Annotated in this window: 9 protein-coding genes; 5 read left to right on the forward strand and 4 right to left on the reverse strand. The window is 38.4% G+C overall.

Translation table 11 applies throughout. From position 1 onward, the window contains the following. Positions 1 to 2,826, forward strand: a 2,826-nt coding sequence (locus tag C8P70_RS03985; RefSeq protein WP_133712050.1) for an MBG domain-containing protein, incomplete at its 5' end; no start/stop codon positions are given. A 136-nt stretch (positions 2,827 to 2,962) separates the two neighbouring features. Beyond that, positions 2,963 to 3,841 (forward strand): outer membrane beta-barrel protein, encoded by an 879-nt coding sequence (locus tag C8P70_RS03990; protein ID WP_208293378.1) that lies wholly within the window; start codon positions 2,963 to 2,965, stop codon positions 3,839 to 3,841. On the opposite strand, the gene C8P70_RS03995 is transcribed toward C8P70_RS03990, so the two are convergent. Both C8P70_RS03995 and C8P70_RS04000 read right to left on the reverse strand, forming a co-directional pair. Continuing rightward, entirely contained in the window at positions 3,838 to 4,326 is a 489-nt protein-coding gene (locus tag C8P70_RS03995; protein WP_133712052.1) for a PH domain-containing protein, read from the reverse strand. The genes C8P70_RS03990 and C8P70_RS03995 overlap by 4 nt on opposite strands. Beyond that, the gene (locus tag C8P70_RS04000; protein WP_133712053.1) at positions 4,316 to 5,551 is read right to left on the reverse strand and encodes a BaiN/RdsA family NAD(P)/FAD-dependent oxidoreductase; all 1,236 of its coding nucleotides are present in this window, start codon (positions 5,549 to 5,551) and stop codon (positions 4,316 to 4,318) included. The genes C8P70_RS03995 and C8P70_RS04000 overlap by 11 nt, the downstream gene beginning before the upstream one ends. Positions 5,552 to 5,673: 122 nt before the next feature. Between C8P70_RS04000 and C8P70_RS04005 the strand changes: the two genes are divergently transcribed. Further along, positions 5,674 to 6,222 carry a hypothetical protein gene (locus C8P70_RS04005; protein WP_133712054.1) on the forward strand — a complete coding sequence of 183 codons (549 nt, stop codon included), beginning with the start codon at positions 5,674 to 5,676 and terminating at the stop codon, positions 6,220 to 6,222. Positions 6,223 to 6,262: 40 nt separating this feature from the next. Here C8P70_RS04005 and C8P70_RS04010 read toward each other — a convergent pair whose 3' ends face one another. Next, a complete protein-coding gene (locus C8P70_RS04010; protein WP_133712055.1) occupies positions 6,263 to 7,168 on the reverse strand; it encodes a GYDIA family GHMP kinase in 906 nt (301 codons plus the stop codon). Positions 7,169 to 7,173: 5 nt separating this feature from the next. After that, positions 7,174 to 8,490 (reverse strand): hydroxymethylglutaryl-CoA reductase, degradative, encoded by a 1,317-nt coding sequence (locus C8P70_RS04015; protein ID WP_133712056.1) that lies wholly within the window; start codon positions 8,488 to 8,490, stop codon positions 7,174 to 7,176. A gap of 212 nt (positions 8,491 to 8,702) precedes the next feature. Here C8P70_RS04015 and C8P70_RS04020 point away from each other — a divergent pair, with 212 nt between their 5' ends. Both C8P70_RS04020 and C8P70_RS04025 read left to right on the forward strand, forming a co-directional pair. Further along, positions 8,703 to 10,868 (forward strand): S9 family peptidase, encoded by a 2,166-nt coding sequence (locus C8P70_RS04020; protein ID WP_133712057.1) that lies wholly within the window; start codon positions 8,703 to 8,705, stop codon positions 10,866 to 10,868. 65 nt (positions 10,869 to 10,933) lie between these two features. Then, the gene (locus C8P70_RS04025) at positions 10,934 to 12,700 is read left to right on the forward strand and encodes a peptide MFS transporter (RefSeq protein ID WP_133712058.1); all 1,767 of its coding nucleotides are present in this window, start codon (positions 10,934 to 10,936) and stop codon (positions 12,698 to 12,700) included. Positions 12,701 to 12,717 lie beyond the last annotated feature (17 nt).

A 12,717-nucleotide genomic window follows, 5' to 3' on the forward strand; every position in this document is an offset into this window, starting at 1 on the left:
TTAGATGACAACAGCATCCTAAGCGGAGCGTTGAGCAGAACCGCCGGAGAAAACGTCGGTACTTATCCGATCACTCAAGGCGATTTAAGCGCAGGATACAACTACGAGATTGACTTTACAAGAGCAGACTTTGAAATTACCAAAGCCACGCTTACCGTTATTGCTGACAGCGGACAAAGCAAAGTGTACGGCGAAGCTGATCCCATGCTGACCTATACCGTTAGTGGTTTCCAAGGCGCAGATGACGAAACTGTCCTGACGGGTTCTCTAAGCAGAACTGTAGGAGAAGACGTCGGTACCTATCCGATCACTCAGGGTGATTTAAGCGCAGGGGCGAATTACGTGATTGACTTTACAGGAGCAGACTTTGAAATTACCAAAGCTACGCTGACCGTTATTGCCGATGACAACCAAGGCAAAATATATGGCGAAGCTGATCCCGTATTGACTTATACCGTTAGCGGTTTCCAAGGCTCGGATGACCAGACTCTTTTAATCGGTGCATTGAGCAGAACCGCCGGAGACGATGTCGGTACTTATCCGATCACTCAGGGTAATTTAAGCGCAGGAGACAACTACGAGATTAACTTTACAGGGGCAGACTTTGAAATTACCAAAGCCACATTGATCGTAATTGCCGATAGCGGACAAAGCAAAGTATACGGCGATGCCGACCCAATAGTTACCTATACCGTTACAGGCTTTAAAGGTTCGGATGATGAGAGCATCTTAACCGGAGCTTTGGACAGAACAGCAGGCGAAGACGTCGGTACTTATCCAATCACTCAGGGTGATTTAAGCGCAGGAGCAAATTACGTTATTGACTTTATAGGCGCAGACTTTGAAATTACCAAAGCCACATTGATCGTTACTGCCGATGCAAATCAAAGCAAAGTGTACGGCGAAACCGATCCAGTGCTGATATATACCGTTTCGGGTTACCAACGTTTAGATGACAACAGTATCCTAAGCGGAGCGTTGAGCAGAGCCGCCGGAGAAAACGTCGGTACCTACCCGATTACCCCAGGCGATTTAAGTGCAGGAGCGAATTATGAGATTGACTTTACAAGTGCGGATTTTGAAATTACCAAAGCCACATTGACCATAACTCCACATAGCGGACAAGGCAAAACCTATGGCAGCACCAACCCGGTATATCCATACGATATTTCAGGTTTCGTGCTTGGGGATACGGCAGCAGTTATCAATGGGGCACTTGGACGTCAATCCGGTGAAAATGTGGGCACATACCTGTATAATGCAGGGAGTTTAACAGCACAAAATTATACTTTTGTAATAATAGAAGAATACTTTGCCATTACCCCTGCTCCTATTGAAGTGCACGTTAACTCTGGGCAGAGTAAAGCTTACGGAGCAGCTGATCCGGTATTGACTTACACCGCAAACGGTCTGGTTAACGGTGATGCGCAGGCAAACGCCTTTACGGGAAGTCTGCATCGGGTTCCAGGTGAAAACACCGGTGTGTATGCCATTAAGCAGGGAACGCTGCAACCAAATGCAAACTACCAGCTGACAAGTTTTACCGGTGCTGACTTTGAAATCAAAAAGGCAGTAATAACGGGAATCAAACTCGAAAACGCCGCTTTTGTGTACGATGGAACTCCTAAATCGCTGTATATAACCGGAAATATTCAGCCAGGGGCGCAGGTCTCCTATACCGGCAACGGACAAACCGAAGCAGGAGAATACACTGTAGCCGCAACCGTTGATTATGGCAGCAATTACGAAATATTGGTTTTGACGGCCAAACTAAAAATTGTTCCGGCAGAACAAACCATTGTTTTTGAACTGGAATCTCCTCTGACTTTAGAGGATACGCCTGCTGTTCAACTCAGTGCAACAGCTTCTTCCGGATTGGCAGTTTACTACTCCTTTACTTACATTGAAAATCATCCGGCAATGGTCAGTTCTGACGGACACGTAGTACTGATGGAACCGGGAACGGTAGAAATAACGGCCCATCAGGATGGAAACAACAATTATAAAGCAGCACAGTCCGTAACGCGTACCTTGGTGGTAGAAAGCAGAGACAGCAGAATCTGGGAGCTGTACATAGACGGAGAAAAATACGAAAATCCTTCACAGGAAACACGGGTTATCAAAGGCTGTGACGACACCGACAGTCCGTTTGTTGAAATACAAGTGGAAACGCAAGCAGGTGCTACGGTATCTCCTTCGGAAGTTATTGTTGTGCCAACACCGGAATACGGTACTTATGAAGTGGAAATGATTGTTACTTCTCCGAACGGCAAACACAGTCAGACCTATAAAATTATCATCGAAAAACGTTTACCGTGGGAAGGAGTACTGATGCAAAAATACGACAATCTGGTATTTGTAAACAACAATCCGGCAACAAACGGCGGGTATAAATTTGTCAGATATCAGTGGTATAAAAACGGGATGAAAGTAGCTGACCACAAAGTTTTTTCAGAAGGAGCTGCTATGGATGATCTATTGGATCCTGAGGCAGAATACCACGCCGTACTCTACACGCAAGACGGGCAAGTGTTAACAACCTGTACAATGGGAATCCGGCTCAGACATGATTATGCGCTATCGGTATATCCAAACCCCGTGGCAAAAAAACAATCTTTAAACGTGAGGGTAGACGATCCTGAAAAGGGGTTTGAACAGAGTGATTATTCCATTTATTCTCAAACCGGACAGCTGATTCAAAGGGGCAAATTAACACAGGCGTTGTCTGCAATAGCGCTTCCTCCAACGATACAGGCGGGAACTTACATTCTGGTGTTAAAGATTGACGGAGAGTACAAGTCGGTTCACTTTGTAGTCAAACCATAGCCAATAGCAACAAAGAAAAATAACACAAAAGAGAGAACGCCTTAAGGCTATAACGAATATAAATTGGGTTGGTATATTCAAGGTTCTCTCTTTTTAAGTTTAGACAAAATAGTTTATGAAAAAATACGCTTTTAAAATGACAGCAAAAAAAACATATACATTAATCTTGCAAAACCTGATCGTTATAACGGGATTGTTCTGGTCTTCGATAGCGCAGGGACAGCACAGCCAGTTAAATCAAAAGCATCAATTTGGGATTGCAATCGGAGCCGGGATATACAGCACAGTCGGAAAGCTGCCTCTGGAGATGGAAAAAAAAGGACAGGCAGGGTTTTCTCTGGAGGCAGATTACCAGTATAACCTGGCGCCCAACTGGGGAATCAGTTTGGGGATCGGTTACGAGTATGCCCAAATTCAATACGGCAAAAAAGCACTGGAAAACAGAGAAGAGTATATTGATTTGGACGGGGAATCGTTCACTTTTCAGTATCATACACAAAACTATAGGGAAACCTGGAGCATGCAACAAATCAACCTGCCGGTGATGATAGAATACAGTGGTGCAGGAAAAACAGCCTTTTACGCAAAAACGGGAATTAAGTATTCCATGCAGCTTAAAAATGAAGTGGAAATGCATTACAGCGCTTTGCAAACCTCGGGGTATTTTCCGCAATGGCAGCTGGAACTGACGGAGCCTGAATTTGCAGGCTTTGGAAAGTTTGACCGTTTCAGTGCTGCCAAAGAAATAAAGCTTCATAACAGATGGGCGTGGATCGCAGAAGCCGGAATTAAACAGGAACTGACCTCTAAACAAAAGCTGTATATAGGACTCTATCTGGATCTGGGATTAAACGACCAATCCAAAGCAGTTGATAAATCTCAAAGCGATCTGCTAATCTATAACCCCGAACCCGGAAATGCCTTAAAACCCATGAGCCTGGCACAAACCAATAGAAAATACAAATCACAAATAAAAACATATGCCCTGGGAATCAAAATAAAATATGCCTTTTAAGTAGCGGAGAACATGAATTTATTTAACAAAATACCAATCTGTTTTCTGTACTGTATGCTTATATAATTTTCTCCGATTAGTGCACTAAACATAAACATCGGATTTGGAGGAAACTCATCCGTTGTTCTGAACAGCAAAAAATAGTTTTTACCCTCATAGCCTGCTTGTATCCAATCCCGGTAATTATAGTAATCCGGCGCCGAACGACGTTGGCGTACTACTATCAATATATCTTTTACCTGATTCCAGCTAATATGTTTGCTATAAAACAAACTTTTGTATGTAACTCCTTCTTCATCCATAGCAATACTAATAAAGGTACATTTATACAAAAACACCAAAAACAAAAATAGCAGAACAACGCCTAAAAAAAGGGTTATAGGACTACCTATCACAAGAAACAAGACACTCGTAGATAAAAATGGCAATAAACAAAATATACACAGCAATATTCGGTTGGTGCGGTTATAATAATTAAATTTCATCTTTATTATTTTGAGCATTTTCGACAATAGCCTGGGCAGCAATAAATCCGGTTGTCCAGGCATTTTGAAAATTAAATCCTCCGGTTATGGCATCAATGTTTAAAACTTCGCCTGCAAAATACAAATGCTGAAATAGTTTGCTCTGCATCGTTTTAAAATCTATTTCCTTTAATTCTATACCGCCTGCTGTCACAAATTCTTCTTTAAAAGTACTTTTACCATTTACCTTAAACTCAGCTTCTGTAAGTTGTGATACCAGTTGATTGAATTGTTTAGCTGATAAATCTGCCCACTTTGTGTTTCTTTCTATATTTGCAGCTTCAACAATTTTATCCCACAAACGACTGGGCAGCGTAATTTCTGTTCTTTTGCTGACTGCTTTTTTACCGTGCTCTTTTTTAATCGTTAGCAATTGTTCTTTTACCGCTTCTTTTGTAGTATTTGGTAGCCAATTGACCTGAATAGCAAACTGATAGTTTTTTTGTGCTAATATTCTGGCTCCCCATGCAGATAGCTTCAATATTCCCGGACCGCTCATTCCCCAGTGGGTAATTAATAAAGATCCCTCTGCTGTTAACTTTTCTCCTTTTACTTCAACCAAAGCCGGGGTAGAAACGCCCATTAACTCTTCAAGCCGTTTATCTTTTATATTAAAAGTAAACAAAGACGGAACGGGCTCTACTACCTTATGTCCTAAATGACTGAGCATTTCCCACGTCTTGGGGCTGCTGCCCGAAGCAAAGACAAGATATTGACATTGAAAGCTTCCTTTTTTTGTTTCTACTTTCCAGCTATTTTCTTTTTTAAATATGCTCTGTACAGCAACTCCTTTTAGTACTTCTACATTATACTTTTTAGCAGTACCGGTTAAACAGTCAATAATAGTTTGTGAAGAATCTGTATCTGGGAATATGCGATTGTCTTCTTCTATTTTCAAGTTAACCCCATGCTCCTCAAACCAAGAAATAGTATCGCCTGAACAGAACCGATGAAAAGGTCCTAACAGCTCTTTTTCTCCTCTGGGATAAAAAAGCGTAAGCTCCTTGGGATCAAAACAAGCATGTGTAACATTGCACCTGCCTCCTCCGGATATTTTTACTTTAGACAGTACCTCAGACCCTCTTTCTAAAATCGCAATCTTCAGCTTTTTCTGGTGTTCTGCTATGTTAACTGCTGTAAAAAAACCGGCTGCTCCACCGCCAATAATAACTACATCCCAATTCATATTACATGACTTTTTTAAACTTTTAAAGCTTGTACACTTTTTTATTCGCTCGTAAAAAATTAACTTTACCGCACAAAGATACTTACTTACGACCGCATCCCTATCATCGTTAATTTAAGAAAATGAAAAAAATACCCTTTTTAGCATTAATCGTTTTATTTTCTATGTGTAAATCGGCTTCACATATCTTCGCTCCCGAAAAAAAACTTACCATAGAAGAAAAAATCGAAAAGATTAAAGAAGAAGATCGGCTGCCGGAAGAAAAAGATGTTATTGATTTACCTGACTATGCACAGGTAAGAGATGATTTCAGATCCGTTTCTGACAAAACTAAAGAAAATTATCTCCAAGGCATGAAAGCTACCGGAGACGAATACTCTGTTGTAATTCTTACACAAGGTTACAAGGGCGAGGACATAATTATTAAAAATGCTGATAAAAATTTCTTTAAAGGCATGACGATGAGTGATCTTCAAACAGGCATTGCAAAATCAGTACGGGTAGAAAACGGACAAGATTTTATAATTCGAGACAACTACACTGACAGCGAAATTACCATTGAAAGCGATTACGCAAAAATGTTTAAATTTATCTATATCATGAAAACCAGCACTAATAAAGAAAACCCTTTTAAGGTTACTTTTAGCAATACGCTGCGTCCTGTAAGATAATAAGCGGTTAGAATTTTTTAGTTTTAAATAACCTTATTTATTACAATATCATCTCTTCAAACGTAAATAAGGTAGTGTAACCTCTTTCTTTAAAATAGGCAGCAGGATTTTGGTGACTCGCTACCATTACAAAGTCTCCTCCCCAACCGCCGAGACTTTTTACCAATCCATCAAAATCAGAAAAAAGTTGTTTTTGAACTGTTGGAGTTTCCAGTACCTTACTCAGCTTTTCCTCATATTGCTTAAAAAAAACCATGAAAGTTTCTAAGTTCTGAATATCTAATAACTCATTCGTCATTTCAGATACTTCTGCAACTTCCCGGGTTAAGTCTTTTTGTTTTTTCCTAAAGTTAGCAATAGCCTCTTTACTGTCTCGTTTTTGATTCAAATAAACGAAATAAATTTTCTCTTTAAATTCCGGACTAAATACAACTTGTTCCACAACCGGCTTTTTATTCTGAAGCTGATAAGTTATAGGAAAATCATTTTGAGCACATGCAATATCATATCCGCTTCCGCCAAATGATTTTTGTAATAATTCAAAAGCATCAATTTCAAACCATTGCGCAATATTATTAATTAATGTGGAGGAAGAACCTAATCCCCAGTTTCTCATAAAAGTAAGCCGACATTCTACAGCAAATCCGCGTTTAGATAAAATATCGGGATTCATTAAATGTGCTTCATGCAGAATAGTAATCAAGGTAGTTCGCACTTTATCAGCTGACTTGCTGTTGTTGCTGATAATATCTTTTAGCTCAATTTCATCCTTGTACCAGATTGAACCATCCGCATCGTAGCTTTTCCAAGATAAAACAGAAGTTTTTACAGGATATACGTTGAGATATTGTCCAAATTTAGTAGGCAAAGCAAATACTTTTGCTCCTTCCAGAACATAATATTCACCTAGAATAAATAGTTTTCCATTACTGTAAAACTCTGCCATAGCTTTTACTTTCTTAAACTTTCCAATAATTCGACAACAGCATTGTGTGAAACTATTTCTTTTTCAAAATGAGCGGCTACAGCGACCTTTTCTTCATCTGTAGCTTTAAATTGATTAAGAATATTCATCAAGTGCATTTTCATATGTCCTTTTTGAATTCCGGTTGTAGTAAGCGATTTCACTGCAGCAAAATTCTGTGCCAATCCGGCAGCAGCTATAATCTGCATCAGCTGTTCTGCCGATGGTTTTTTTAGGATTTGCAAGGCCATTTTCACCATGGGATGCAATGACGTTAATCCGCCTACTGTTCCCAATGCTAGAGGCAGGTCTACCCAAAATTTGAATATTCCGTCTTCTATTATGGCATGCGACAAACTGCTATACACCCCGGATTTAGCTGCGAAAGCGTGAATTCCCGCTTCAACAGCTCTAAAATCATTTCCGGTAGCTACCACCACTGCATCTACTCCGTTCATAATTCCCTTGTTATGCGTTACAGCTCTAAAAGGCTCTATTTCCGCTATTTTAACTGCCTGTACAAATTTTTCTGCAAACAACTGCGGGTCTTCTATATCTTTAGATTTTAATTCTTCTACCCGACAACTTACCTCTGCTCTTACTAAACAGTTTGGCACATAATTAGACAGAATACTCATCACAACGTCTATTTGATTCTCTTCATCTGAAAAAGACGGATTTTGAACAGCTTGTTTTTTGAGAATCTCTGCTATTTGTTCTAAACACGAGTTGATAAAATTAGCCCCCATGCTGTCTTTGGTATCAAAAGTAACGTGCAATTGGTAATAATCCGGCAAGACATCCGTTTTGTCTCTCAGCTCTACTTCTTGTATCCCGCCTCCCCGTTTGCGCATATTTTGTGTAACAACAGCGGTCTCATCAAAAAACAATGGCTTTATCTGATTTATAAACTGGATCAGCTTTGGCTTTTCTCCTTTAAACAAAAAGTGAACCTGCCCTATTTTCTCCGTTCCTATAACTGTTGTTTTAAACCCGCCTCTGACAGACCAGAATTTAGCTGATTTAGCCGCAGCAGCAACTACTGAACTTTCTTCAATAACCATGGGTACTGTATACCACTCTTTGTTAATCAAAAAATTAGGAGCAATACCAAAAGGCAGATAAAAATTGGTAATCGTATTTTCTATAAATTCATCATGTAGCTTTTGTAATGCTTCATCCGCATTCCAATATCGCTTTATCATTTTGACTGCTTCATCGGCATCCGAAAAAAAGTTTTGTGCTATCCAATTGATTTTTTCTTGTTTATCCAGTTTTGAAAATCCATTGATATTCTCTTTCATTTGTACTTTTATTTATGCCACAAAGATAAACCTTTCTTATAAGCCTAAAAAAACTAAAAAAAAGCTAAATCATATCTTTTTTTTAAATTATTAGGATTTTTGTTATCAAAAACGCCTCAATAAATTTAATCTTTTCTTAGCTGAATCGAAAAAAAATTAGCTCAAATCATATTTTTTCATTAAAATTGGAAGTTTTTTCGACTAATACAATAATGAAACACCTAAAATTTACCCTTCTTATTTGCCTTTTTGCAGCACAAACAGGTTTTGCTCAGAAAAAGATTGAACTTAACGAAATTTGGGATGGAACATTTAAAACTCAGGTAATGCAGTCTGCAAATGCCATGCCCAAGTCTAACCAATTCAGCAGGATTGAACAATTGCCTAGTGGAGCACAAGTCATTAATATTTATGATTTTAAATCTTTAGAAAAAACAAAAACTGCCTTTGACAATTCTTTATTTAAAGATATTGAGTCAATAGATGATTATTCTTTTGACAAAAAGGAAGAACAACTGCTAATAGGCACAAACAGTCGTCCTATTTACCGCCGTTCTTTTTCAGCTGATTATTACATTTACAACATCAAAACAGGAAAATTAACCCCTGTTGCCAATCACTCTGTAATGGCTCCGTCCTTTTCCAATGATGGAACCAAAGTAGCATATGCATACAAAAACAATTTATTTATTTATGACATTACCAACCAAAAAACAACACAAATAACGCAGGACGGCAATAAAAATCAAATTGTAAACGGCATTTCAGACTGGGTTTATGAAGAGGAATTTGGAATTGTAAGAATGTTTGAATGGAGTAAAAACGGAGATAAAATTGCATATATAAAATTTGATGAATCTCAGGTTCCTGAATATTCTATGGATGTTTACGGCACTGATCTTTATCCTTCACAAAATAAATTCAAATATCCAAAAGCAGGAGAAAAAAACGCTGAAGTATCTCTTTACATTTACGATATTCAAAACAGCAGCTCCCATCAAGTTGATTTATCGGAGTTTAATGATTTTTATATTCCGAGAATCAAATGGACTAATGACAACCAATACCTCAGCGCACAAGTCATCAACAGACATCAGAATGATATAAAATTATATTTTATTGACGGCAATACACAAGCTAAAACACTAATACTAAACGAAACAGACCAAGCATATGTAGATATTCACGACGTTAATTTTTTTGATGACAATCAGTTTATTTGGACGAGTGAACGAGATGGTTACAATCACCTTTATCACTATGACAAAAACGGAAAACTGATTAATCAAGTTACAAACGGATCGTGGGAAGTAACTAATTATTATGGCATTGACTCTAAAACAAAAACCTTATTTTACCAGTCAGTAGAACGAGGTTCTATTTACAGAGATATCTACGCAATAAATCTAAATGGAAAAAACAAAAAACAGTTAAGCTCAGCCTTGGGAACTAATAATGCTGTTTTCAGTCCGGATTTTGACTTGTATATCAATACCTATTCCTCTGTCAAGACAGCTCCTGTTTACACGTTAAACAAAGCTCAATCCGGTAAAATAGTCAAAGAAGTTTTAAATAACAAAAAGCTGGAAAACACTTTAAAAGAATACCAACTTCCCGAAAAAGAATTTATTGAGATTCCTGCCGCGGACGGCACTCTTTTAAATGCCTGGATCCTAAAGCCATCAGATTTTGACACTAACAAGGAATATCCCGTGTTTATGTACCAATACAGCGGTCCGGGATCACAACAAGTAGCTGATAAATGGCTGGATTCAAATGATTACTGGCATGCAATGCTTACTCAAAAGGGATATATTATAGTTACAGTAGACGGAAGAGGAACCGGATTTAAGGGAGCTGATTTCAAAAAAATCACACAGTACGAATTGGGAAAATACGAAGTAGAAGACCAAATTGAAGCTGCTAAATACTTGGGAAAAATGCCTTATGTAAATGCGGACAGAATAGGTATCTGGGGGTGGAGTTATGGCGGTTTTATGTCGACCAACTGTATTTTAAAAGGAAACGATGTATTTAAAGCAGCTATTGCAGTGGCTCCGGTTATCAATTGGCGGTATTACGACAGCATCTATACCGAGCGCTATATGAAAACTCCTCAGGAAAATCCCACAGGGTATGACAGCAATTCGCCTTTCTTTTTTGCAGATCAGCTTAAAGGTCGTTTTTTGCTTATACACGGAACAGCTGATGACAATGTACACGTTCAAAACAGTATGGCGATGATAGAAGCGCTGGTACAAAACAACAAAAATTTTGACTGGTTGATTTACCCGGACAAAAATCACGGTATATATGGCGGAAACACTCGCCTTCAGTTGTATACCAAAATGACTGATTTTATTCTAAACAATCTGTAATCTTCTCTAATTTGTTAAAAAACTTACACAATACAACATCTAACAATCATTTCAAACATTATTAAATGACAGCAGAACAGACCACTCACTCGGATCTTTTTAATTCTAAGATACTGGGACATCCCGCAGGCTTATTCGTTCTTTTCTTCACAGAAATGTGGGAACGGTTTTCCTTTTATGGAATGCGCGTTTTACTAATTCAATTTTTAACCGCAAAAGTTTTATTTGGCGATCCGTTTTCCGGTTGGGGATGGAGTGCTGAACAAGCAGGAGCTCTATACGGTACTTACGCCATGCTTTTGTATCTGACTCCTATTTTGGGCGGAGTTATAGCCGACAAATACATTGGTTCGCGTTGGGCTGTAATAGTTGGCGCTATAGTAATGACTTTCGGACATGCTGCCATGGCTTTTGACGCTAAATTCATGTTTTTTATAGGATTGGCATGCCTGGTTATCGGAACTGGTTTTTTTAAGCCTAATATGCCTTCTATTTTAGGAGAAATGTATAAATATCTTCCTGAAAAGAAAGATGGTGCTTATACCATTTTTTACATGGGAGTAAACTCTGGAGCTTTTTTCGGAATGATGCTTTGCGGCTATTTGGCAGAACGCATCGGCTGGCATTATGGCTTTGGACTTGCCGGAATATTCATGTTATTAGGTACACTTCAGTTTTGGTTAGCTAAACCGCTTTTTGGCAAAATTGGAGAACTGGATAAATCAAAAACAGAAATACAGCTGACCCCAGAACAGGAAGAAGAAGAAAAAGAATCAAAAAACCCTTATACTTTAGCAGATTATATTCTGATCGGAATAGTATCGGTTATTGGTTTACTGTATGCTTTTAACGATCCGCTTTCTAAAAATGGAGTGATTGACATTTTTCAGTTTTTAGATACAGCAGCTTTACGAGGTCAGAATATTATTGCTTTAATCGCTTTACTCGCGTTCTTATATTTAGTTATATCCAGAATTTTGCGCTACGGTAAAATAATCAGAGACCGGATGTTTGCCGTTATTTTGCTTGCCTTTTTCCTTATGTTCTTTTTCATGAGTTTTGAACAAGGTGCTACCTCTTTGGTATTAGTAGCAAGAGATTATGTAAACAGAGGATTAGAAGGATCTGCCTTAACAGCCTTTAATATTGTAAATACCTGTTTGACTATTATTCCTCTCATTATCATTACCGTTGTACTGATTATGCTGGCAAAAGCTACCTGGAAAAAGATTGCCCTTTCCAATATTATTTTATTTGTTTGTTTTGGTGCCATCTGGGCATGTGCCATCTGGATGTTGTACAATGAGTTTACCAAAGAAGTTTCAGAAATTACCGTATCGTGGTTTTCAATCCTGAACTCTTTCTTTATTATAGCTCTGGCTTCAACTGTGTCAAAACTATGGGATTCAAAACACAATCCTTCAGCTGCTTTTAAATATGGCTTTGGATTGATATTGGTTGCCATAGGCTTTTTGATCTTAGGATTGGGGTCCTTCGGACTTGGAGAAGGAGTTAAAATGTCGATGATATTTCTAATATTAACATATTTATTCCATACATTAGGCGAATTATTTATTTCTCCGGTTGGTTTGTCTTACGTCTCTAAACTGGTACCGGCAAAAATGCTTGCCTTTATGTTTGGTATGTGGTATTTAGCTTTGGCAATTGCTCAAAAATTTGCTGCAATTATGGGAGGACAAATTGAAATTATTAAAGAAAATCACTCTTTAAGTCATTTCTTCTTTTTGTTTACCCTTATACCTGCCGCTGCCGGAATATTAGTAATGCTGATTAACCCGTTATTGAAAAAACTGATGCACGGAATCCGATAGATTTCGCATAAATAAAC

Origin of the sequence: Myroides indicus, from assembly GCF_004364575.1 — a bacterium.
Lineage (GTDB): Bacteria > Bacteroidota > Bacteroidia > Flavobacteriales > Flavobacteriaceae > Flavobacterium > Flavobacterium indicum_A.